The sequence below is a fragment of the Roseovarius sp. genome (genome assembly GCF_048262375.1).
GTDB lineage: Bacteria > Pseudomonadota > Alphaproteobacteria > Rhodobacterales > Rhodobacteraceae > Roseovarius.
Genome location: NZ_JBLXFE010000016.1, coordinates 19,710 through 43,588 on the forward strand (window position 1 = coordinate 19,710; position 23,879 = coordinate 43,588).

The 23,879-nt window shown below is 60.2% G+C and carries 18 protein-coding genes and 1 riboswitch; of the genes, 11 read left to right on the forward strand and 7 right to left on the reverse strand.

Features of this window, described 5'->3' with window-relative positions; genetic code table 11:
• The first annotated feature begins 2 nt into the window (after positions 1–2).
• The 6 genes from ACN0SW_RS15365 (at position 3) to ACN0SW_RS15390 (ending at position 8,092) form a co-directional block, all read left to right on the forward strand.
• Positions 3–1,310, forward strand: a complete 1,308-nt coding sequence (locus tag ACN0SW_RS15365; RefSeq protein WP_417728810.1) for a replication-associated recombination protein A — start codon at positions 3–5, stop codon at positions 1,308–1,310.
• A 217-nt stretch (positions 1,311–1,527) separates the two neighbouring features.
• A complete protein-coding gene (locus ACN0SW_RS15370) occupies positions 1,528–3,138 on the forward strand; it encodes an ABC transporter substrate-binding protein (RefSeq protein WP_417728811.1) in 1,611 nt (536 codons plus the stop codon).
• A gap of 204 nt (positions 3,139–3,342) precedes the next feature.
• On the forward strand, positions 3,343–4,299 hold the full coding sequence (locus ACN0SW_RS15375; protein WP_417728812.1) for an ABC transporter permease: 957 nt from the start codon (positions 3,343–3,345) through the stop codon (positions 4,297–4,299).
• A 12-nt stretch (positions 4,300–4,311) separates the two neighbouring features.
• On the forward strand, positions 4,312–5,550 hold the full coding sequence (locus ACN0SW_RS15380) for an ABC transporter permease (protein ID WP_417728813.1): 1,239 nt from the start codon (positions 4,312–4,314) through the stop codon (positions 5,548–5,550).
• 4 nt (positions 5,551–5,554) lie between these two features.
• Complete coding sequence (locus ACN0SW_RS15385) at positions 5,555–7,246, forward strand: ABC transporter ATP-binding protein (protein ID WP_417728814.1); 1,692 nt, start codon at positions 5,555–5,557, stop codon at positions 7,244–7,246.
• Between the two features lie 456 nt (positions 7,247–7,702).
• Positions 7,703–8,092, forward strand: coding sequence for a hypothetical protein (locus ACN0SW_RS15390; protein ID WP_417728815.1), 390 nt, complete (start codon positions 7,703–7,705; stop codon positions 8,090–8,092).
• Between the two features lie 2 nt (positions 8,093–8,094).
• Here ACN0SW_RS15390 and ACN0SW_RS15395 read toward each other — a convergent pair whose 3' ends face one another.
• Entirely contained in the window at positions 8,095–8,574 is a 480-nt protein-coding gene (locus ACN0SW_RS15395) for a GNAT family N-acetyltransferase (protein ID WP_417728816.1), read from the reverse strand.
• A gap of 67 nt (positions 8,575–8,641) precedes the next feature.
• Positions 8,642–12,370 carry a cobaltochelatase subunit CobN gene (cobN, locus tag ACN0SW_RS15400; protein ID WP_417728817.1) on the reverse strand — a complete coding sequence of 1,243 codons (3,729 nt, stop codon included), beginning with the start codon at positions 12,368–12,370 and terminating at the stop codon, positions 8,642–8,644.
• A gap of 92 nt (positions 12,371–12,462) precedes the next feature.
• On the opposite strand from cobN, the gene ACN0SW_RS15405 reads away from it, so the two are divergent.
• Positions 12,463–12,624 (forward strand): hypothetical protein, encoded by a 162-nt coding sequence (locus tag ACN0SW_RS15405; RefSeq protein ID WP_417728818.1) that lies wholly within the window; start codon positions 12,463–12,465, stop codon positions 12,622–12,624.
• Between the two features lie 2 nt (positions 12,625–12,626).
• Here ACN0SW_RS15405 and ACN0SW_RS15410 read toward each other — a convergent pair whose 3' ends face one another.
• Positions 12,627–13,076, reverse strand: coding sequence for a GNAT family N-acetyltransferase (locus ACN0SW_RS15410; RefSeq protein ID WP_417728819.1), 450 nt, complete (start codon positions 13,074–13,076; stop codon positions 12,627–12,629).
• On the reverse strand, positions 13,073–14,161 hold the full coding sequence (cobW, locus tag ACN0SW_RS15415) for a cobalamin biosynthesis protein CobW (protein ID WP_417728820.1): 1,089 nt from the start codon (positions 14,159–14,161) through the stop codon (positions 13,073–13,075). The genes ACN0SW_RS15410 and cobW overlap by 4 nt, the downstream gene beginning before the upstream one ends.
• Positions 14,162–14,233: 72 nt before the next feature.
• On the opposite strand from cobW, the gene ACN0SW_RS15420 reads away from it, so the two are divergent.
• Complete coding sequence (locus ACN0SW_RS15420; protein ID WP_417728821.1) at positions 14,234–14,563, forward strand: DUF1636 family protein; 330 nt, start codon at positions 14,234–14,236, stop codon at positions 14,561–14,563.
• 4 nt (positions 14,564–14,567) lie between these two features.
• On the opposite strand, the gene ACN0SW_RS15425 is transcribed toward ACN0SW_RS15420, so the two are convergent.
• The 3 genes from ACN0SW_RS15425 to ACN0SW_RS15435 are packed head-to-tail and all read right to left on the reverse strand — an operon-like array spanning position 14,568 to position 15,958.
• Positions 14,568–15,053 (reverse strand): hypothetical protein, encoded by a 486-nt coding sequence (locus ACN0SW_RS15425; RefSeq protein WP_417728822.1) that lies wholly within the window; start codon positions 15,051–15,053, stop codon positions 14,568–14,570.
• Positions 15,054–15,109: 56 nt separating this feature from the next.
• Positions 15,110–15,790: a CbtA family protein gene (locus ACN0SW_RS15430; RefSeq protein WP_417728823.1), complete on the reverse strand. Its 681-nt coding sequence runs from the start codon at positions 15,788–15,790 to the stop codon at positions 15,110–15,112.
• Between the two features lie 3 nt (positions 15,791–15,793).
• The gene (locus ACN0SW_RS15435) at positions 15,794–15,958 is read right to left on the reverse strand and encodes a CbtB domain-containing protein (protein WP_417728824.1); all 165 of its coding nucleotides are present in this window, start codon (positions 15,956–15,958) and stop codon (positions 15,794–15,796) included.
• Positions 15,959–15,990: 32 nt separating this feature from the next.
• Positions 15,991–16,216: riboswitch (cobalamin riboswitch) on the reverse strand.
• Positions 16,217–16,425: 209 nt separating this feature from the next.
• Between ACN0SW_RS15435 and smc the strand changes: the two genes are divergently transcribed.
• From smc to ACN0SW_RS15450, 3 genes are all read left to right on the forward strand, one after another.
• Positions 16,426–19,881: a chromosome segregation protein SMC gene (gene smc / locus ACN0SW_RS15440; protein WP_417728857.1), complete on the forward strand. Its 3,456-nt coding sequence runs from the start codon at positions 16,426–16,428 to the stop codon at positions 19,879–19,881.
• A 162-nt stretch (positions 19,882–20,043) separates the two neighbouring features.
• Positions 20,044–21,801 carry a sigma-54-dependent Fis family transcriptional regulator gene (locus ACN0SW_RS15445; RefSeq protein ID WP_417728825.1) on the forward strand — a complete coding sequence of 586 codons (1,758 nt, stop codon included), beginning with the start codon at positions 20,044–20,046 and terminating at the stop codon, positions 21,799–21,801.
• 153 nt (positions 21,802–21,954) lie between these two features.
• Positions 21,955–23,754: an NAD(P)-binding domain-containing protein gene (locus ACN0SW_RS15450; RefSeq protein WP_417728826.1), complete on the forward strand. Its 1,800-nt coding sequence runs from the start codon at positions 21,955–21,957 to the stop codon at positions 23,752–23,754.
• The last annotated feature ends 125 nt before the right edge of the window (positions 23,755–23,879 follow it).

The following is a 23,879-nucleotide window of genomic DNA, read 5'->3' on the forward strand; positions in this document are numbered from 1 at the left end:
CGGTGGTGGATCTCTTTGATACCGGCGACACGCACCGGCCTGACACCGCGCACCGCCCCTTGGCCGACAGGCTCAGGCCGCGCACCATAAACGAGGTGATAGGCCAGGAACAGGTCTTGGGTCCGGAGGCCCCTTTGGGGGTGATGTTGGCCTCAGGTAGCCTGTCATCGCTCATCTTTTGGGGCCCCCCTGGTGTTGGCAAAACTACGATTGCCCGGCTCTTGGCGGATGAAACCGATCTGCATTTTGTCCAGATCAGCGCAATTTTCACGGGCGTCCCCGAACTGCGCAAGGTGTTCGAAGAAGCCAAGCATCGCCGCGCAAATGGACAGGGCACGCTGCTGTTCGTTGATGAGATCCACCGCTTCAACAAGGCGCAGCAGGATGGTTTTCTACCGCATATGGAGGATGGTACGATCCTCTTGGTCGGCGCGACTACGGAAAACCCAAGTTTCGAGTTGAACGCGGCTCTTCTCAGCCGGGCCCAAGTTCTGGTCTTGACCCGCCTTGCCCTTGCTGCTCTGGAACGGCTCGCGCAGCGCGCAGAGCAAGAGTTGGGCCGCCCCCTGCCGCTTGACGGCCCGGCCCGCGAGGCGCTGTTGGAAATGGCCGATGGCGATGGTCGCGCGCTTTTGAACCTTATCGAACAAGTCGCGGCCTGGAAGGTTGAGGGCAAGCTCAATAGCGCAGCCCTCGCCACACGTCTGATGAAACGCGCCGCGAAATATGACAAATCGGGTGACGAACATTACAATCTGATTTCCGCGCTGCACAAATCGGTGCGCGGATCAGATCCTGATGCTGCGCTCTATTGGCTGGCGCGGATGCTGACTGGGGGCGAGGACCCGCGCTATCTTGCACGGCGTATCCTGCGTATGGCGATTGAGGACATTGGTCTTGCCGATCCGCAGGCGCAATCGATCTGCCTGCATGCCTGGGAGACATATGAACGGATCGGCAGCCCAGAGGGCGAACTGGCATTGGCGCAGGCGGTGACCTATCTTGCGCTCGCCCCCAAATCTAACGCTGGTTACACGGCCTACAAAGCCGCGTTGCGCGAGGCGAAAAAGACCGGAAGCGAGCCACCGCCCAAGCATATCCTCAACGCGCCTACCCGCCTGATGAAGGAGCAGGGCTATGGCGAAGGCTATGCCTATGACCATGACGCAGAAGACGGATTTTCGGGTCAAAACTACTTTCCGGAGACCATGAAACGCCCGGTTCTCTACCAGCCGGTCGAGCGCGGGTTCGAGCGCGAGCTCAAAAAACGACTCGACTACTTTGCCAAGCTGCGTCAGCGCCGGGTCTGACAAATTCCGCAGAAATTTTCATAAAACCTCAGGTTTTCTGACCTTTTAAACTCTCGTTCTGGGGGGATTAATGTCTGGAAACACCGAGCATTTCGTGTTTTGTTAGGAGAATGTCGTATTTGAGCATCCTAGTCGGCCCTCTGAAAAGGAAGCTTTCAGAGTGGGCTGATGCTGCAGCCTCACCAATGACAGATTCTAATCAAAACAGGGAAATCCGATGAAAAAGAAAACCGATCAGGTCCTTTTGGACCGGCTGGCACAGGCAGCACGGACCGGCGATATCTCGCGCAGATCATTTATGCACTTTGCCGCAGCGGCGGGGATCACCGCCTCTGCCGCGACCGGGCTTTGGGGCACATCGGCTGCCGCCAACCCGACACGCGGCGGCACCTTCCGCTGGGGCGTGCATGACGGAAACACTTCCGACACGCATGATCCGGGCACCTACGTGACCCGCCAGAACATCTTTCTCGCCCATACGCACCGCAGCTATCTGACGCTGATCGAGCCGGACAACAGCCTAGGCGGTGATATTGCCACCGGCTGGGAGGCATCGCCGGACGCCAAACAGTGGACATTTGAGCTGAACCAGAACGCCTCGTTCCACAGCGGCAAGCCGGTCACGTCGCAGGACGTGATCGACAGCCTTAACCATCACCGTGGCGACGCCTCGACCTCAGCGGCCAAGGCGCTTCTGACCGATGTCACCGATATCACGTCGGATGGCGATCACACGGTGACAATCACGCTCGCGCGTGGCAATGCCGACTTGCCATGGCTCATGACCGATTATCACTTCGCGATTTGTCCCTCGAACGGCGATGGCACGATTGACTGGAAATCCGGCGACGGCTCTGGCCCCTACAAGATCGACTCTGGTGAATTCGGCATCCGCTGGGAAATGACGCGCCACGACGGCTGGCACGGAACGGGCGCCTATTTCGATAAGGTGACGATGATCGTTCTCAATGACCCCAACGCGCGTCAAACCGCGCTGGTCACGGGCGATGTGGACTGCGTCTCGCTGATCGAACTCAAGACGCTGGCACTGTTGCAGCGCAACCCGGATATTTCGGTGGACAACATTCCCTCCGGCGGTGCCATCACCATGCCGATGTTTTGCGATACGGCACCCTTCAGCGATGCCCGCGTGCGTACAGCGCTGAAACTGGCGATGGACCGCGACGAGATCATCGAAAAGATCGCCTTTGGCGCCGCGACCAAGGGCAATGATTTCCACCTGTCGCCGGTTCAGCCCTATTGGCCCGATGACATCCCGCAGCGCGAATATGACCCGGATCAGGCAAAATCGCTGCTCAAGGACGCCGGGCAAGAGGGGCTGACCGTCAACCTCTCTGTGGCCGATAGCGTCTATGCCGGGGCCGTCGACATGTGCGTGCTCTATGCCGAACAGGCCAAGGCGGCCGGGATCAATATCAAGGTCGTGCGTGAGCCGTCTGATGGCTACTATTCCGATGTTTGGTTGAAGAAGCCGTTCAGCGCTGTCTCTTGGGGGGCGCGCCCAACGCCAGACGTGATGTTCACTCTGGCCTACAAGAATGATGCCGCTTGGAACGAAAGCCGTTGGCAAAACGAACGCTTCAACGAATTGCTGCTTCAAGCCAAGTCAGAGTTGGACCAGACCCTGCGCGCGGAAATGTATCGCGAGATGTGCCTGTTGATGCGCGACGATGGCGGCACGCTTCTGCCGTTCTTCAACAACTGGGTCTATGCGCGTGGCAAGGGTGTTAAGCGCCCCGAGCAGGTTGCGGCAAGCTGGGGCTGTGACGGGGCACGTGCCGCGAGCCGCTGGTGGTTCGAAGCCTGAGGCGATCTCTTGACCCGGCATCGCAAGGTGCCGGGTTTTTAACCGCCGAGGCAATGGAAACCCTACTTCGGCTTATCGCGTCACGGCTACAGCCATAAAGCGGAGAGTATTTCCCGTGCGTGTCATAAAAAAACTGTTAGCCTAAGCGGTAATAGGCCACGCCTGTCCACAAGGCGAAAAGGCAAAAACAAGCAGGAGGGAAAGATGGGGGACATCCTTGGGCTCGTTGCAAAACGGCTCGGAATGGGATTGATCATTCTATTGGTCATATCCGTAATTATATTCTTCATGGTCGAGCTATTGCCCGGCGATATCGCACAGGCGGTTCTGGGGCAGGGGGCAACGCCAGAGAACCTTGCCGCATTGCGCAAGGAAATGGGGCTCGATCAGCCAGCGATCGTACGCTACCTGCACTGGCTCTCGGGCGCGGTGATGCTCGATTTCGGCAATTCTATCGTGACAGGTGCCAGCGTGGCTCAGACGATTGGCGAACGATTCGCCAATACGCTGTTCCTTGCCGCCTATGCCGCGGCAATTGCCGTTCCAATCTCGATCGTCCTTGGTGTTCTGGTGGCGCTGCTGCGCAACTCGATCTTTGACCGGGTCGCGAACGTCGCCACGCTCACTTCGATCTCTAGCCCGGAGTTTTTTCTGGGCTACATCCTGATCCTGTACCTCGCGGTCAAGACGGGAATGTTTCCGGCAATCGCGAGCCTCAGCAACGACATGAGCTTTGGCGACCTCCTCTATCGCACCTTCCTGCCTGCATTAACGCTGGTTTTGGTGGTTACCGCGCACATGATGCGCATGACCCGCGCGGCGATCATCAACCTGCTCGCCTCACCTTATATCGAGATGGCTCGCCTCAAAGGCACGCCACCGTGGAAGGTGATTGTCAAGCACGCCCTACCCAATGCTTGGGCCCCGATCATCAACGTCGTCGCACTCAACCTAGCTTATCTCATCACTGGCGTGGTTCTGGTGGAGGTGGTGTTCGTCTATCCGGGCATCGGTCAGGCATTGGTGGATGCGGTCAGCAAACGTGACTTTCCTGTGGTTCAGGCCTGTTGCCTGATCTTTGCCGCCACGTTCATCCTGCTCAATCTTGCGGCGGATGTGGGGTCTATCCTGACCAATCCGCGCCTGCGGCATCCAAAGTAAGGGGGCAGAAATATGAGTGCTTTCGTCATCATCTACTACACACTGCTTCTGGGCGCATCCTGTCTTGCGGCTTATTTCAATAAACGTTCAGCATTTTTGCTGCTCTTCTCACTGACGCTGGTTTCCTTTGTTCTGGGGATCATCGGTGGTGTCTCGGCGCTGCGGATCGTGGCCATCCTAGCTGGCCTGCTGGCGCTCTCGGCGATGGTGTCCTATGCCTTCCGAGAGTTCCTGATCGCCATTGCCTCGCATAACCTGGCCAAGGAGTTACGGACTGCGCCGCTCACGGCGGCGTTTGGGATGTTCGTAATCTTTACTGTGGCAATTGCTGGGATCTTTGCCCCTCTCATCGCCCCCCATGGCGAGGCTCAGGTGATCACCTCGGCGTTTGCTCCGGCGGATGAAAACATGCTGCTTGGGGCGGACCAACTGGGCCGTGATGTATTTAGCAGGCTGGTCTACGGCGCGCGCAATACCGTTGCCTTGGCGCTTGCTGGGACCGTGATGGCGTTCATGCTGGGTGCTCTGGCTGGCCTCTTGGCGGCGACGTCGGGCGGGTGGTTCGACCAGCTTCTGGCGCGGACATCGGATGTGATCATGTCGATTCCCTCGCTGATCTTCGCGCTTCTGATGCTGTCGATCTTTGGGGGTGATCTGGCCAATGACACCACGAGTTTCTGGCTTCTGGCAGGATTTACCATTGTGACCGGTTTGCTTGTCGTATCTGCGGTTTCTGAAAGAAGCGTGATCGGCTGGCTTATCGGTCTCTCCATTCTTGCCGGTGTCGCGGCGCTTTTTGCCGGCTTTATGCTCGTGATCTTCAACCCGTCAGAGATCATTCTGATCCTCGTCGTGGCAGTGATCTACAGTCCGCGCGTCTTCCGTCTGACGCGGGCTGTGGCGGGCAATGTCGTGGTGATGGATTATATCGAGGCCGCTAAGCTGCGCGGCGAACGGACGTGGTATCTGATCCGGCGGGAAATCCTGCCCAACTCGACAGCCCCTCTGATTGCAGAGTTTGGGTTGGAATTCTGCTTTGTGTTCCTGCTTATTGCGGGCTTGTCGTTCCTTGGCCTTGGTATCCAGCCGCCCACGGCGGATTGGGGATCAATGGTACGCGAGAATGCAACGCTGATCTCGTTTGGCGACATCACTCCGCTCATTCCCGCGGCGGCCATCGCGCTGTTGACCGTTGCGGTCAATTTTGTGGTGGACTGGATGCTCTACCGCTCCTCTGGCCTGAAGGTGTGAATCGATGCCCAAGAAAAAAGACGTTCTTCTCAAAATCCGTGACCTGAAAATTCAAGGCTATTCTGATGAATCTTGGGTCGACATCATCAAGGGTGTAGATCTTACCCTGCATCGGGGTGAGGTGATGGGCCTGATCGGTGAATCCGGCGCAGGTAAATCCACCATCGGTGCTGCCTGCATGGGCTATGCCCGGGGCGGCACGCGCATTTCGAACGGCTCGATCGAGTTTGATGGGATGGAATTGACCACAGCCTCCGAGGGCGAGCGCCGCGCGCTGCGCGGCTCTCGTATCGCCTATGTGGCACAGTCGGCGGCGGCCTCGTTCAACCCGGCGCATAAAATCATCGACCAACATACCGAGGCACCTCTGCAATACCGGCTCAAGAAACGGCTGGAGGCGCAAGAGGATGCCATGGACCTCTATGAGCGGCTGCGCCTGCCCAACCCCAAGGAAATCGGCTTTCGCTATCCGCATCAGGTTTCGGGCGGGCAGTTACAGCGCGCGATGACGGCAATGGCGATGTCCTGCCGCCCCGATCTCATCATTTTCGACGAGCCGACAACCGCGCTCGACGTGACCACGCAGATCGAAGTGTTGGCCGCGATCCGCGATATTGTTGATCAGTTCAACACCGCCGCGATCTACATCACCCACGACCTTGCCGTGGTGGCGCAGATGGCTGATACGATCAAGGTGCTGCTCAAGGGTAAAGAGGTCGAAGAGGCGTCAACCAAGGAAATGCTGGATAATCCCAAAGAGGATTATACCAAATCTCTTTGGGCGGTCCGCAGCTTTGAAAGCCCGCAGCGCTACCGGCCCAAGGACGGCGTTCCACTGATATCGGTACGCAATGTCGATGCGTCTTATACAGGTGGGGACAAGGTGCTCGATGATGTGAGCTTTGATATCTATGAGGGCATGACAGTCGCCGTGGTGGGCGAATCCGGTTCCGGAAAATCCACGACGGCGCGGGTCATCACCGGACTATTGCCGCCGTCAAAAGGTGAGGTCTTGTTCAAGGGCAACCCGTTTCCACCCAGTTACAAGGATCGCACCAAGGACCAGTTGCGCCAATGTCAGATGATCTATCAGATGGCCGACACCGCTCTCAACCCCAAGGTCCGCATCTCTGAAATCATCGGACGCCCTGCAGCGTTCTACTCCGGGCTCAAAGGTGCGGCGCTCAAGAATCGGGTGGACGAGTTGCTCGACCTTATCGAATTGGAGCCTTCACAGTATTATAACCGTTACCCACCAGAGTTGTCAGGCGGGCAGAAACAGCGGATCGGTATCGCGCGGGCACTGGCGGCGGAACCATCGTTCATTGTCTGCGACGAGGTGACGTCCGCGCTTGACCAACTTGTGGCCGAGGGCATCCTGCGCTTGCTTGACCGGCTGCAAAACGAACTGGGTCTGGCCTATATGTTCATCACCCATGATCTCGCCACGGTGCGTTCGATTGCCGATGAGGTTGTCGTGATGCAACATGGCAAGGTCGTGGAGCAGGGACCAAAGGACGAGATGTTCACGCCGCCGCACCACCCCTATACTGACCTCTTGCTCAGCTCGGTGCCCGAAATGGATCCCAATTGGCTGACCACACTGCTCGAAGAGCGTGGAGTGGATAATGTCGGAGATGCCGCTGCGGCACGGATCGACCCCAAAGATCCCAAGGTCTCTGGTGCGAACGCCTGAGTCGATCAAACAAAAATCGGCGGTGGGGTCAAACCCCCCACCGAACGTTTGCTCTGAATTCTACGGGTCTCTCGGGTGGTTACAGGACAGCCATTGCCGATAGCACAAAGGTGCCAATAATAGCGGCATAGACGATCACAACAGCCTGCCAGGAGGCACTGTGTGCGCGCAGTTCGCGGTTTAGTTCGTCGCGTGTCATCGGCTTGCCTCCATTCCAAGGGTTTAGGTTACGACCGTTCTCGCGGTCACGATGCGCACATAATGGAAATTTGTGACCGTGCAATGGCAAATTCATTGAGAATCTATGCGTTTTCAGCATGTCTCCTGCACGGTTTTGACATATCGGGGGATTCCGAAGGTTGAGTGCCTGAATGCGACACGATTTAGCGACATGTCTCGCTGGAATGACTGCCAAGGGTTAATCCTTGATTAACTTGCAAGTGCCAAGACTGGCCAATGCTGACGCGTGGGATAATCTGGGCTCTTGTGACCACTCTTATGGGGTGCGATGCGCCTGACCCTGCGTTTCGGAATGTTGCCCCCCACCGCATCACTATTCGACAAAGTGTTTTTGACGTGCGGGTCTCAGGTGCGCATGCGCAGGCGATTAGACGCAACCCGGAATGGGCCCCACGTCTGCCTGCTGTCGCTCCGCGCGGTATCTTGGCGATTGAGGCAGTCAGCGGTTGTCGGGTGGTGCGGCTCTCGGGCGATCAGGCCGTGATGGAGGCGCAGCTGGATTGCGGGGCGGGTGTGCCGCCGTTACCTGTCACTGAGATCTTTGATTGCGAGCGCGAGCCAGTCTATCGGGGTTACGCCGATTTCATCTGCTCGGCGCGGGAGTAAGGTCATGTCTCACTTGGGCAAGACAATACTGCCCTCTCCATGGTCAGGCTGGTTGGCCTGCTATAGCCCGGATGCGCCGTCTGCGCCGTTATGGCGAAACCGAGCGCAGCAAAGGTGACGTGGTTCTCAAGCAGTTCCACCCGGGTTTGTAGGCGCAATCGGGGGAGCCCGAGAGCGCGGGCGCGAGCCTCGGCGTGATGCACCAGATCGCGTGCCAGACCCTGGCCACGTCTGATCACATCCACCGCCAGCTTGCCCAGATAGAGCGCGTCAGGCTGAGGCGTTAGGATCATACAGGCAATGGGGTTGCCGCCGTCCTCGATCACCCAGATTTCCGAGGTGGTCGACATGGCGCGCAACGCGTCCGCATCCAGACGCTCCAGTGAAGAGGGTGGGTCAATCCGTCCTTCCATATAGGCAAAGGCGCGGATCAAGAGCGCGTGGAGCGCCGAGAAGTCATCGTTTGGCAGATAGCGGCGCATGATGTGGCTCTAGTCTGGCGTGGTCAGTCAGAGAATAGCGCCATTGAGCGAAAAAGCAGACAGGTTTTTACGGGGCCGCTGCACCTTTGCGCGCCGCCTCGATTCGCGCGCGTGCAGAGTTGGAGCGCGGCATCCAGAGCCCCCGGTCCATTGCTTCGGCCAGACGCTCTGCCAGTTCGCGCAGAGCCGGCGGGTTATGATCGGCGATGAAGTCTCGGGTGTCGTCGTCTTCGAGAAACGCCGCTTCGACCAGATCGAAATGATGGCTGCGTACCGCCCCGGTGGTGGCGGCAAAAGCAAAGAGGTAGTCGACCGTTGCCGCGATCTCGAAGGCCCCTTTGTAGCCGTGGCGCTTGACCCCTTCGATCCATTTCGGATTGACGACACGGGACCGAACGACGCGGCCGATCTCATCCTCGAGCGTGCGGATCAGCGGGCGTTCCGGGCGGGAATGGTCGTTGTGATAAATCGGTCGGTCACGCCCCTGAAGCGTGCTGACGGCCGCCGCTGCTCCGCCTTCGAATTGATAGTAGTCGTCGGAATCAAGGAGGTCATGCTCGCGGTTGTCCTGATTTTGCACGATGGCCTCGGTCTGGCGCAGGCGGGCCTCAAACCCGGCACGGTCGGGCGTGCCCTCGTCCTTGGCGCCGTAAGCGTAACTGCCCCATGTCAGATAAGCCTCTGCCAGATCAGCCTTGTCGGCCCAAAGCCGTTCGTCGATCATCGCCTGAAGACCCGCACCGTAAGCGCCGGGTTTCGCACCATAGATGCGTGCGGCGACACCTTCGCTGCGCGCACGCGCAGCGGCCGGGTTCAAATCCTCGGTTTCGTCCAAGGCCTGTACGGCGCGCGCCGCACTATCAAAGAGCGCGATCAATTGGGGAAATGCATCACGAAAGAACCCCGAAATGCGCAGAGTCACGTCGACGCGGGGGCGTCCCAGAACGCCATGCGGCAGGATGTCAAACCCGGTCACACGCCGGTTGGCAGTATCCCATTTCGGTTTGACGCCCATCAGTGCGAGCGCCTGTGCGATGTCATCACCGCCGGTACGCATGTTGGCGGTACCCCAAGCGGTGATAAGCAAGGTGCGGGGCCAGTCGCCATGGGTTTGCAAGTGTTTTTCAATCAGTAGATTGGCGGATTTCCAGCCCAGAGCCCAAGCGGTAGGCGTCGGCACCGCTCGGCTATCTACGCTGAAGAAGTTGCGCCCCGTCGGCAGGGTATCAAGCCGACCACGTGTTGGTGCCCCCGAGGGGCCGGGGGGAACGGCGCGACCATCGAGCGCCCGCAGCAGGCCCGCGCCCTCATCCGGTCCACAGTTGGCAATCGCGGGACGGATGCGGTGAGCAATCTCCTCCAGAACGGCGGTGGTATGTGGGCCAGCCTTTTGCCCATCCGCTGCCAAGAGACGCTGAGCCAAGAGTTCCAGCCGCTCGACCGTGTCGCCATTGCTACGCCAAGGGTCAGCGCAGAGATCAGCCAGCGCCTGCGGCCTTTCGGATGCCAGCGCGGCCATATCGCAATCAAGCGGATCGAAGCTCAGGCCATGATCCGCAGCTAGGGCGCGGATGAACGAGGCGTTGGCCCCCTTGCCATCACCACGCGGCACGCGCGCCAGTGCAACGGCCAGATCGACCTCTTGCTGACCCGTGGGCGATTGGCCAAACACATGCAGCCCATCGCGAATCTGTGCCTCTTTCAATTCGCAGAGATAAGCGTCGAGTTTGGCAAGATCAGTATCCTCGTCCTCGCCCGCCATGCCCACGTCCTTGTCAAGTCCGGTGGCAGATGTCAGTGTCAGGATCTCTCGGCGCAGGTGGGTTATCCGGCGTGGATCAACGCCTGCGGCCTCGTAATATTCATCGACCAGCGCTTCGAGATCGCGCAGCGGGCCATAGGTTTCGGCACGGGTGAGCGGCGGGGTGAGGTGATCAATGATCACCGCCTGTGTCCGGCGCTTGGCCTGCGTTCCCTCGCCCGGATCGTTGACGATGAACGGGTAGACATGCGGTGTCGGCCCGAGCACGGCCTCGGGCCAGCATTCGTCTGACAGCGCCAGCGCCTTGCCGGGCAGCCATTCGAGATTGCCATGCTTGCCCATATGCACGATGGCCTGTGCACCGAAATGGTGGCGCAGCCAGATGTAGAAAGCCAGATAGTTGTGCGGCGGCACCAGATCGGGGGAATGATAGGTATCCGCCGGGTCGATGTTATAGCCGCGCGCCGGTTGCAGCCCGACCACCACGTTGCCGAAGGTCAGGATCGAGAGGGCAAAGCCTGCGCCGGTGGTGCCGTCGGATTTGAGTATTTGCGGAACGATGAAAGGGTCATCCCCGGGCGCGCTCCAGCGGGCGGTCATTGCCTCCCTGAGCGCCCAAGGCAGAGCGTTAAAATGTTCCATGTAAATGTCCAGCGGCAGGGTCTCGCCGCCCTCGCGCGTGGCGCGATCCGTCAGCCAGTTGGTCGGCCCGGCCATCACCGCCTGCATCAGCGCGTCGCTATCCTCTGGCTGGTTAGTGACGGTATAGCCTGCCTTGGCCAAGAGGCGCAGCGCATGCACTGTGGCCGCGGGCGTGTCGAGACCCACCCCGTTGGCCAGACGCCCATCCTTGTTGGGATAGTTGGCCAGGATCAGCGCCACCCGGCGGGCAGGCGCGGGGGTCTGGCGCAGGCGTGCCCAATTTGCGGCAAGCTCTGCCACGAAATCTACCCGGTCACCCACCGCGCGGTAGGTGGCGATGGGGCATTCGGTGGCGGCGTCGAAAAATGCCTCGCCCTTGAAGCTGATGGCGCGGCTGAGAATGCGCCCATCCACCTCGGGTAGGGCGACGTTCATGGCGATGTCACGGCCCGAAAGACCCGTCAGCCCCTTGGCCCATGTCTCCTCTGAAGATCCGGCCAGCACCACCTGAAACACCGGCGCGTCATTGACCGCGGGCATGGCAAGCGGGTTTGCGGGGCTGTCATCGCCCGCGTGCGGAGAGCCCACGGCAAATGAGGTGGCATTCAGGATTACCGCAGGCGGGGCGGCGGTGAAGAGATGTTCCAATGTTGCAACCGATACAGGGTCTTTCAGCGAAGCAACAAAGATCGGCAAGGGGTTGAGACCCGTCCGCAATAGCGATTTCACCAGCCGGTTGATCGGATGCAGCCCCGCGCCCTGCACCAGCGCGCGGTAAAAGATCACCGGAACAACGGGCTGCCCTTCGCTCCATGCCGCTTGGGCTGCAGTAAGGCCCGCGACACCCGCGCCCGGCCAATAGACCCCGGCGCGCAAGAGCGGGCTGGCGGTGGCAGGCCGGTCGCCGCCCTCGAGCATCACGCGCGCATAGCGCAGGAAATTGCAGGCATTCTCTGGGCCGCCCTCGACCAGATAGGACCAGAGCGCATCGTAATCGCCGTCAGACACGGTTGAGAGCCCGCGCATTTCGGCATCGGGTTTGTCGTCACCGGGCAAAAGCGCCAGCGGCACACCTGCCTCATGGCACCGAGCCGCATATTGCTCGGCCCCGTATTTCCAATACCCGACACCGCCCAGCACCCGAGCGATCACCAGCCGCGATTTGGTTGCGCAGTCGTCGAGATGTAGATCGACGGACATCGGATGTTGCAGGTGGTTCAGGTTGGCCAGTCTCAGGCCGGGGGCCTCTGCCATTTCGGCGCGCGCTTCGCTCAACGCCGCTAGTTCGGTATCGGCTGCAGAGATGAAGATCACATCACTGGGCGTTTGCCCCAGATCGACGGGTTCACGCCCGTCATCAATGCTCCCAGGGGTTGCGGCAAGCAGATGCATCAAACGGTTCCGACTTGAACGAGGCCACGATTTGCGGCAAGAGCAGGGTCAGAGCGGCCCCTTGTAGGGCGCGAGACCGAAAGGGCAGCAACATGGATTACAACGCATTGGGTGCCTCTAAGAAGGGCGGCAAGATCCCGCGTCACAAGGAGCATAACGCGCCCGGCACCGACAAGAACCCGTTTGGCAAGCGCCCCTCCAAGGAAGAACTGATTGCCCGGCTCAAGGCCAAGACCGAGAAAGCCGCGAAATAGGCTCATAACTGCTTTTCCATGAAGATGGACGAGGGTGCGTCGGGATAATTCCCGAATGGCCCGCGCAGATCAAAGCCGTGGCGTGCGTATAGCGCGTGTGCCGCCTTTAGCAGGTTCCCGGTTTCCAGCCGCAGACAGGGCAAATTGAGGTTGCGCGCTTCGTCCTCGATTCGGCGCAACAGGGCATCTGCGATGCCGCGTCCGCGCGCGGCCTCATCCACAAACATGGATTTCACCTCGCCATATCCCTCGCGGATCGCCAGTGCACCCGTGCCGAGAATCTGTTCACCGATCCGCGCGGTAAAGAACCGGATTTCGGGCGCGGTCAGCGCATCGATATCAAGAAAGAAATTTTCTTCTGGTGGAAACAGCGCCTCCATCAATGCATGGCTTGCACGCAAGAGCGCACTTGCTTGCGGGTGCCGGGGGTCCGTTGCCTCGACGATGATCATGCCGAGAGGGCCTCGGTGATCGCAGCCCGGTCCAATCCTGTCTCGCCGATCACCACCAGCCGCGTTTCGCGTGCATTGCTGCCAAAGGGTTGGTCGAAATAGCTATCGACTCGCGGCCCCACGGCCTGAATGGTCATGCGCATCGGTTTGCCAGCAACGGCGGCGAACCCCTTGAGCCGCAGAATGTCATAGGCGCGAATAACCTCTGAGACCTGTTTGGCAAAGCTGGTGGGATCAGTGATTTCGGCCCGCGTCACGACAAAGCTCTCAAAGGCGTCGTGACCATGATCGTGATCATGATCATGATCCTCGTGATGGTCGCTTTCGTCATGGTGATCGTCGTCATCATGGTCGTGATGGTGGTGATGCAGTTCGTGGCGTGCCTCCATATCCATTTCGGCGCTGATGCCTTGACCAAGCAAAACTTCGGTCGGCAGGGCGCCCATGGTTGAGGTCACAACCTGCACACCGCTGCGTGCCTCAGAGCGAAGCCTCTCGCTGAGCGCTTCGATCTCCTCCGACGTCATAAGATCAGATTTGTTGATCACGATCATATCGGCGCAAGCCATCTGATCCTCGAACAATTCCGACAACGGGGTTTCGTGGTCAAGATTTTCATCCATCTTGCGCTGCGCATCCACTGCCGCCACGTTATGCGCGAAGCGGCCTTCGGTCACGGCCTTGCCATCAACCACCGTCACCACGCCGTCGACCGTCACCCGCGTGGAAATTTCGGGCCAGTTGAAGGCTCGGACAAGCGGCTGTGGTAGCGCCAGACCAGAGGTTTCGATCACGATATGGTCGGGCGCGTTTTCGCGATCCAATAGCTTTTGCATGGTGGGGATGAAATCTTCGGCGACGGTGCAGCAGATACAGCCGTTGCTGAGTTCCATCACATCCTCTTCCGAACAGGTCTCGATCCCACAGCCTTTGAGGATATCGCCATCCACCCCCAGATCACCGAATTCATTGATGATGAGCGCAATACGCTTGCCATTCGCGTTCTCCAGCATATGGCGGATGAGGGTAGTCTTGCCAGCCCCGAGAAAGCCGGTGACGACGGTGGCAGGAATCTTGGCGGGCATGGTGTGGCTCCTTCAGAGGGCTTGCATCGGAGGGCGCTGCTGGCCTAAGCGATGACAGAAAGGGGATCGGCGATGGCGCACCGGATTGTGGTCTGTTCTACGTGCGAGGGCACGGATGGCAAGGGGTTTGCGGCCCGGCTTCGCGAAGGGCTTGACGTCAAGGCGATGAATTTCTCCGTGCAGGACCATGATTGCATGTCAAACTGCGCGCGGCCCCTCAGTGTGGCGTTCTCGGCACCGGGTAAGGCGACATATCTCTTTGGCGACATCGATCCTGCGCGCGATCTGGATGACACGCTGGCCTTTGCGGCGCTATATGCCGACAGCCAGGATGGCTGGATCGAGGATGCGCGCCCGGCAGGGCGGCTGCGGCATTGCCTGATTGGGCGGGTGCCGGGCTGAGCGTTCATTCGATCACCACCTCGATCGTAGCCTCGATCGGTGCGCCACCTGACGCCAGTTGTGTGTGATCATTGGCATTGAGCGTCACGCGCAGCTCATGCGTACCAACAGGCAGCGCATCAATCTGCATCCAAGGGCTATAGGCGCGGGCAATCTTGACCCCGTTGAGGTAGAGATGCGCATGGCCGCGTCCGGATACATACGGCCCGTTCACAGCCTCGGGGTCAAAGGCAAAATTTTCGACAGCGATATAAAGATTGCGGCTCTGTGGCCCATCGGGGTGCAGGCTCAGTGTCAATGAGGGGGCGGGTGTGCCTGCCTCTGTCAGTGTTGTATGAGCGGCGCCATCATGATTATGCGCGCCGTGATCATGCACCGCGCTGCCATGGTCGTGGCCTTCTAGCTGCACGCCAGAGGTGGCCGCCACCAAAAAACCAAGACCTGCGCCAAAAAAGAGGCCGATGCCAAGAAAGGCAAGAGGCTTTGACATATCTTTCTGTCTCCTGTCGCATAGACTCGGCACTGACGTGCCGAGTCATGGTCTGATCACGCCGCGTCGCTCTCGCGCTGCCAGAAATGCCCGGCAAAGAGGCCAAGCAACACCCATGACGCAAATCCGATGCCTAGGGCGCGTGTAGCAAAGAGCGAGGCAAGCTCTGGCGGAACTGGTCCGGAAAATTCATCCGGATGTGGTGCGCCGATGAGATGCGGCGCGAGCAACAGCACAGCGGCGACTCCCCAAAAGACCCAGTTGCGACCAAATGCGATCAGTGCAAGCGCAACTGCCGTCGCGGCAACGGTGGACCACCACCAGATCTGACGCGTCGCCACGTCGGCGGCGGCAACGCCCGGCACCTCTGGCGGCAAGGACAGGGCAGGCGCGAAATGAAACGCTATGAATCCCGCAATGCCCCAGATTATCCCGGTCCGCGCATTGATTGTGACACTGCGATCTGCGGCCATAGCCATGGCGGCCACAAGAATGAGCGCATAGCCGACATAGATCAGTGCGGAGAACAGCAGGCTTAGACCGTCGCGCACTGGATCAAGACCTGGTAGGTCTGGATGAGCGCTGACCACGCTTGCTCCAAAATGCACGAGATCGCCGCCCTCATACAGCTCCGCATGTAAAAGCACGGGCTGCACGAATACCAACTGCAACAGGGCGGCAATCAGCCCCGCACAGAAACCAGCGAACAACGCGCTGGTGACGATTTTTGAAAACATAGGTTAGTGGCAGGGAAAGCCGGTCGCGTGGCGCACGTCATGTGCGGCGTCATGCAGGGCAGAGGCCTGCACATGACCTGCGGCAGTTACGATGCCAAGGCCCAGAAAGAGCGCGGCGACGAAGGGCAGGACAGTGGATTTTGCGGCGGTTTGAACCAGTGCAGTCATAGCAGTATCTCCTTTAAACCTCTCACCCGAGGCGGGATTGACAAACGCAGGGCTGGTCTCCTGGCTTGCGGGTCGTCGCCTGTCTGCCGCCTTCCCAAGGTCATAGACACCTCAGTGGCATTTGGCAGGGGCTCACCGCTTACAGTCGCGGGGGCGGCTGACGCCTGGACGCCCTGATTGGGTCCGCCGGCACGTCATTCCCATTTATCCTCGCGGCGCTTTGCACCGAAACGAGGAACCTTGCCTCTTTGGTATGGAGGTTGCACTGGCATGCGTCAAGGATGATTCCGACGGCTCAAGTGCGGTTCGCGGCATTCTTTTGGGGTCCCTTGGCAAAGGTTCGCCCAATATCGTGTGGATAACTGTGCGCTCCGCCCCATATCATGTGGTTGATCGTTGACAGGCATGTGCCCGGACCTTCACAATTCCATGATAACGGAATCATCGGATATGAGGCGCGCGCGCAGGTGCAATTCTCGAAACTCAGATTGACCGGCTTCAAAAGCTTTGTCGACCCGACCGATCTGATCATCGCGGGTGGGCTGACCGGTGTTGTCGGCCCCAACGGTTGCGGCAAGTCGAACCTGCTTGAGGCGCTGCGTTGGGTGATGGGAGAAAACCGCCCCACCGCGATGCGTGGCGATGGGATGGAGGACGTGATCTTTGCCGGGGCGGCCACGCGACCGGCGCGCAATTTTGCCGAAGTTGTCATCCATCTCGATAATTCCGACCGGCTCGCCCCTGCCGGATTCAACGATGCAGACCATTTGGAAATCGTCCGCAGAATCACCCGCGATGTCGGATCGGCGTACAAAGTTAACGGCAAGGAAGTACGGGCGCGCGATGTTCAGATGCTGTTTGCCGATGCCTCAACCGGCGCGCATTCACCGGCGCTTGTCCGACAGGGGCAGATTTCCGAACTGATCAATGCCAAACCAAAATCACGGCGGCGCATTCTTGAAGAAGCTGCTGGCATTTCCGGTCTCTATCAGCGCCGTCATGAAGCGGAATTGAAGCTGCGCGCCGCAGAGACCAATCTGACCCGCGTTGATGATGTGGTCGAGCAGTTGGCGGCGCAACTTGCGCAATTGGCGCGGCAAGCCAAACAGGCGGCGCGGTATCGGCAGATTGGTGAGGAGTTGCGGCTGGCCGAGGGGTTGTTGCTGTATCGGCGCTGGAAAGAGGCGGATCTGGCGCGGTCGCGCGCCGAGGATGAATTGCGCGATCGCACAACCGCAGCCGCGCGGGCAGAGGTCACGGCACGCGAAGCGGGTAAGGCCCGCGCCAAGCTCGAAGAGACCCTGCCCAAGCTGCGCGAGGAAGAGGCGATTGCGGCGGCAATCCTGCAAAGGCTGAGTGTGCAACGCGATACGCTGACGGAACAAGAGGCCAATGCCCGCGACCGGATTGCCACCCTGCGCAACCGGATTGAACAACTCGCCCGAGATATGGATCGCGAGGCGGGACTCAACCGGGATGCGGGTGAAACCATCGCTCGGCTCGATTGGGAAGCGGGCGAGCTGGCCAAGGGGGCGGAGGGGCATGAGACCCGGCTGGAATCCGCGCAGGCCGAGGCCCGCGATGCGGCGCAGATCCTGCAACAGCGCGAAAACGATCTGAGCCAGATGACCGAGGATATGGCGCGGCTCGCCGCCCGCCACCAATCGGCGCAACGCCTGCTGGACGACAATCGCAAAACATTGGCCAAGAGCGAGGCCGAGGCCGAGCGCGCGCGCGCCGCACAGACACAATCAAACGATGCCTTGATCAAGGCGCAAGCCGATCATGCCAGAGCGCTAGGGGCCGAAGCTGAAACCGTGGCCGCGGCGGAAGCGGCGGAAGCGGCCCTTGTCAATGCAGACGAGGCCCGTTCTGAGGCGCAGGCGCAAGAAGCCGAGGCCCGCGCCATACGCTCGGAGGCCGAGGGCGAGGTCAATGCCCTGCGCGCCGAGGTGACGGCCTTGGCCAAGCTGGTGCAGCGCGACACGGCTGAGGGCGGGCAGGTGATGGACCGGCTTCAGGTGCAGCAGGGGTTTGAAAAGGCACTGGGGGCCGCGCTGGCCGACGATCTGCGCGCGCCCGAGGTCGACGCCGAGGGCCCGTCGGGCTGGACGGTCTTGCCTGCCTATGCCGCCCCTCAACCCCTGCCTGAGGGTGTGACCGTACTCAGCAATCATGTTTCGGTCCCCGAGGTGCTGGCCCGGCGCATGTCGCAGATCGGACTGATTGATCCCGAGGACGCCCCGCGTTTGCAACCGCTTTTGAAGCCGGGTCAGCGGCTGGTCAGCACCGAGGGCGATCTGTGGCGCTGGGACGGTTTTCGCGCTTGGGCTGAGGACGCGCCCTCTGCCGCCGCGCTGCGTCTGCAACAACTCAACCGACTGGAGGAACTCAAGCAGCAGCTGGAGCATGCCACGGCCCGTGCCGATGGGGCTGCGCGCGGCCATGAGGCATTGCGCGAGGCCTTGATCCGCCGCACCGAAGAAGATCGCGTCGCCCGTGAAGCCCGGCGTGCCGCCGATGCCGCGGTGAACGAGGCCAATCGCGCCCTCAGCCGTGCCGAGGCAGATCGCAACCTTGCTGGATCGCGGCTCGAATCCCTTGGCCTTGCCGTGACGCGCCATGACGAAGAAGCGATGTCCGCACGCAAGAGCCTGAGCGAGGCGGAAAAAGGGCTGGCCGATCTGGGGGATCTGGAGGCGGCTCGTGCCGATCTGGAAGACATCAAGATGGCGGTCGAGGCCGCGCGCATGACGATGATGACCAAACGGTCAGGCGCGGATGAACTGCGCCGTGAGGGCGAGCGTCGGACCCGCCGCAGTCAGGAGATTACCAAGGAAATCAGCGGCTGGCGGCACCGTCTGGACACCGCCGAAAGACGCATTGCAGAACTGGCGGAACGCAAGTTGGAGTCCGAGGATGCCTTGGCCGAGGCCAGTGCCGCGCCGGAAATACTTGCCGCGAAACGTTCAGAGTTGGGCGAAGAAATCACCCGCAGCGAGGCCCGAAGGGCCGCTGCTGCTGATGCGCTCTCGGTGGCTGAAGGCGCCGCGCGTCAGGCCGCGCTGGACGAACGCGAGGCAGAGCGGCTGGCCTCGGAGGCCCGCGAGATGCGCGCCCGCGCCGAAGCGCGGCTCGATGCGGCCCGCGAAACCCGCGATTATGCCGCAGAGCGGATCAACGAGACGCTTGAGGTTACACCCGAGGCGCTCTTGGAAAGTCTTGGTGCCGATCCCGACACGATGCCTGCCTCTGAGGCGATCGAAGCGGATGTGAACCGGCTTAAGCGGCAGCGCGATGCGCTGGGCGCGGTCAATCTGCGGGCCGAAGAGGATGCCAAGGAGGTCGAGGCCGAGCATAGCAGCCTGATCACCGAGAAAACCGATCTGGAAGAGGCGATCAAGACCCTGCGCAGCGGTATTGCCAGCCTCAACCGCGAAGGGCGTGAACGGCTTTTGACAGCGTTCGAACAGGTGAATTCCAACTTCACCCTGCTCTTTCGTCACCTCTTTGGGGGCGGGGAGGCCAACCTTGTTCTAGTCGAGAGTGACGATCCGCTGGAGGCGGGACTGGAAATCATGTGCCAGCCACCGGGCAAAAAACTCTCGACGCTCAGCCTTTTGTCGGGGGGGGAGCAGACCCTGACGGCATTGGCGCTGATCTTTGCGGTCTTTCTTGCCAATCCCGCGCCGATCTGCGTGCTTGATGAGGTCGATGCGCCACTGGATGACGCGAATGTCACACGGTTCTGCGATCTGCTGGACGAGATGTGCCGCCGTACCGAAACACGGTTTCTGATTATTACACACCATGCCGTCACTATGAGCCGGATGGACCGGTTGTTTGGTGTCACGATGGCCGAGCAAGGTGTCAGTCAGCTTGTGTCGGTGGATCTCAAGAAGGCTGCGCAAATGGTGGCCTGAAGGCTGCACGCGAAGGGGCGAGCCAGGGATACCAAAGGCCTAGAGCCTTTGAGATCTGCATTTGATATGCTTGGCGCAATGGCACGCCTGTGACTCTTCTTGCGTAATGGGAGAAACCCTTCATTTTGTCAGGATAGGATTTTCAGGCCGAGGGAGGACGGCATGAGTGATCTGGACCATGTCAGAGAGATCGATCGTGCCTTACGGGGCGCGACGCTGGGATCGGGCCGTGATGCGCTGGTGCTGGACAGTTGGCGGCGCTGTGTTGAGACCTATGGCATGGACCCGGCACAGGCGGACGCCGCGCATATCGTGACCGATGCGGAATTGCGCCGCCACCGCGAACAATCGGAACGGTTGATTGCGACGGCGCGGTCTGGGCTGCAATCGCTCTTTCGTCAGGTGGCAGGGCAGAATTACGTTCTGCTTTTGGCCGATGCCGAAGGGATATGTGTCGATTTTTTCGGCGACCCACGGTTCGAGGATGATCTACGTCAGGCCGGGCTTTACCTTGGATCCAATTGGTCCGAGGATCTGGCGGGCACCTGCGGTGTGGGCTCTTGTCTGGTCACGGGCGAGGCGGTGACAATCCATCAAAGCGATCATTTCGGTTTGGCGCACACGCCGCTCTCGTGCACCGCTGCGCCGATCTATGACATGCAGGGGCAATTGGCGGCGGTTTTGGATATTTCGCTGCTGCGCTCGCCCTCGCCGAAATCCAGCCAGAACCTTGCGATCAATTTGGTCAAGGCGTCCGCGCGGCGCGTGGAGATGGCCAACCTCATGGCGATGACGCGGCGGGAATGGGTGCTGCGGTTTTCCGCCTCGCCAGAGTTTCTGGAGGTGGATCCAGAGGCGGCGGTGGCGCTGGATGGATCGGGCCGGATCGTGGGCATGACGCATGCCGCAGTAAGCCTCTTGTCACCGGGGCGGGTAGAAGGCGTGATCGGCACCCCAATTGACCAACTGCTCGAACTTTCGGTGGATGATCTGCCCGACCTGATGCGCGGGCGGCCAGCAGAGGACCGGGTTTTGCGCCTTAAGGATGGGCGAGGCCTATTTGGTCATGCCATTGCGCCACAAGCGGCGCGCGTGGCGCGGAGGCTGGAGCGCGCGCCACTGCCGGGGGCCTTGTCGAGCTTTGCCGGGGCTGACCCGGTGTTGGGGCCGGTACTGCAGCGGGCCGCGCGGTTGGCGGCAACTCAGGTGCCGCTCTTGATTGAGGGTGAAACTGGAACTGGCAAGGAACGCCTTGTGCGGGCGATCCATGTCTGCGGCTCGGTGGGGCGCTCGTTTCATGTGCTGGAGTGTGCAGCCCTGCGGCCCGAAGCGATCGAAATTCTGGCCGAGGCACCCGCCGGCACGCTCTTTCTCAAAGGTGTCGAGGACCTGGACGCGGCCTGTCAGGCGGTGTTGCTGCGGTTGCTCGGGACGCATGACGGTTTGCGCCCGATCGCCTCAGCGCGCTGTGATCTGGCGCGCGCGGCGCAAGACGGGCGGATTCGCACTGACCTTTTCTTTCGACTGGCCGGAGACCGCCTGCGTTTGCCGCCGCTGCGCATGCGGCATGATGTGGATTGGTTGATCGACCGGATTTTGAGGCGGCACAGTGATGTGGATCTGAGCCTGTCGCCGTCCGCCCGCGCAGAATTGGGTGCACGCGACTGGCCGGGCAATATCCGAGAGCTGGAAAGCGTGATCAAGGTCGCCGTGACCGTAACCGAGGGCAGGGTGATTGATTTGCCGGACTTGCCTGCGCCTTGTTTTGCCCCGCAAACGGACACAACGGCGGAACAGGACCTCGAAGCACTTTTGGATGCCTGCGGGTGGAACATGTCCAAGGCAGCCAAACGGCTTGGGCTCAATCGTTCTACGGTGCTGCGACGGGTGCGCAAAGCGGGGCTCATGCCGCCGCACTAGCCATGTGCCCCTGCTGTTGCACGCTGTTGCGTGCGCAACGCGGCAAACGCATATGCGAGGATTTGGTCTTGAGTGCCATCTAAAGCCATAGTCAGTGGCGCGCTTCGCGTGACACCCTTTGTGTGGGAGCAATCACAACCAAGGGAGGATAATATGCTCGATTCGACAGTGGTCGATCAAACGCAGGCGTTTCTGGATCAGTTCGGTAAGGTGCTGGAGGCAGGCGACATCGCCGCCGCCCGCGAGATGTTTCAGGACGATTGCTATTGGCGTGATTTGGTCAGTTTCACCTGGAACCTAAAGACGGTCGAAGGCAAGGATCAGGTCGAGGATATGCTGCGCCATCAGCTTGCCACGACCAAACCGCGCAATTGGACGCTCGCGGCGGGCGAGATGCCAGATGAGGCGGGAGGTGTGATCACGGCGTGGATCGAGTTTGAGACGGATGTGGCGCGCGGCTATGGTCTGGTCCGCCTCAAGGACGGCAAGATCTGGACGCTGCTGACGACTATGGTCGAGCTGAAAGGGTATGAGGAGGCCAAGGGATTTGACCGGCCTCTGGGGGCCAAGCATGGTGCAGACAAACATCGCACGACTTGGAAGGAAGAGCGCGAGCACGAATTGCAGAGCTTGGGCTATGAGACGCAGCCCTATACGGTGATCATCGGCGGCGGACAGGGCGGTATCGCGCTGGGTGCGCGGCTGCGTCAGTTGGGTGTGCCCACGATCATCGTGGAAAAGAACGATCGTCCCGGCGATAGCTGGCGGCGGCGCTACAAGTCGCTCTGCCTGCATGATCCGGTCTGGTACGACCACCTGCCTTATATCAAGTTCCCCGAGAACTGGCCTGTCTTTGCTCCCAAGGACAAGGTCGGTGATTGGCTGGAAATGTATACCAAGGTGATGGAGCTGAATTACTGGACCCGCTCAGAGGCACAATCGGCACGCTATGACGCGACCAAGGGCGAATGGACCATTGTCGTGGACCGTGACGGTGAAGAGGTGACGCTGCGCCCCAAACAGCTTGTGATGGCCACCGGAATGTCGGGCAAGCCGCGCATGCCGGAGTTTCCGGGTATGGAGACCTTCAAGGGGGAGCAGCATCATTCGTCCAAGCACCCCGGTCCCGATGCCTATGCAGGCAAGAAATGCGTGGTGATCGGCTCGAATAACTCGGCGCATGACATCTGCGCCGCGCTCTGGGAGCATGACGCCGATGTGACCATGGTGCAGCGGTCGTCCACGCATATCGTGCGCTCTGACACTCTCATGGATATTGGTCTTGGTGCGCTTTACTCGGAACAGGCGGTGCGTGACGGCATGACCACGGAAAAGGCTGATCTGATCTTTGCCTCGTTGCCCTATCGGATCATGCATGAATTTCAGATCCCGCTTTATGACAAGATGCGCGAGATCGATGAGAATTTCTACGCAGGTCTTGAAAAGGCAGGATTCCGGCTCGATTGGGGTGATGACGGATCGGGGCTGTTTATGAAATACCTCCGGCGCGGGTCTGGCTACTACATCGACGTGGGCGCGAGTCAGTTGATCATTGACGGCAAGATCAAGCTTGCCAAGGGGCAGGTGACCGAGGTGGTGGAGGACGGCGTGCTCCTTGATACCGGCGAAAAGCTGGAAGCTGATCTGATCGTCTATGCCACCGGTTATAATTCGATGAACGGTTGGGTTGCGGACCTGATGGGGCAGGACATGGCCGACCGTGTGGGCAAGGTTTGGGGGCTCGGGTCCGATACGACCAAAGACCCCGGCCCATGGGAGGGTGAGCAACGTAATATGTGGAAACCGACACAGCAAGACGCGCTCTGGTTTCATGGTGGCAACCTGCACCAGTCACGCCATTACTCGCAATTCCTGGCCCTACAACTCAAGGCGCGGATGGAGGGAATTGCCACGCCGGTTTATGGGCGGCAGGAGGTGCACCACCTCGGATGATGAAAACTGCGGCCCGTCTGGATGGGGCGGGTCGCGATCCTTTTCGGGATTATTCCGCAGTGGTTTGACTATGCATCAGGACGGGCAGACTGAGGGCTCAGCCCGTGTCGCAAATCCCCGCTGAA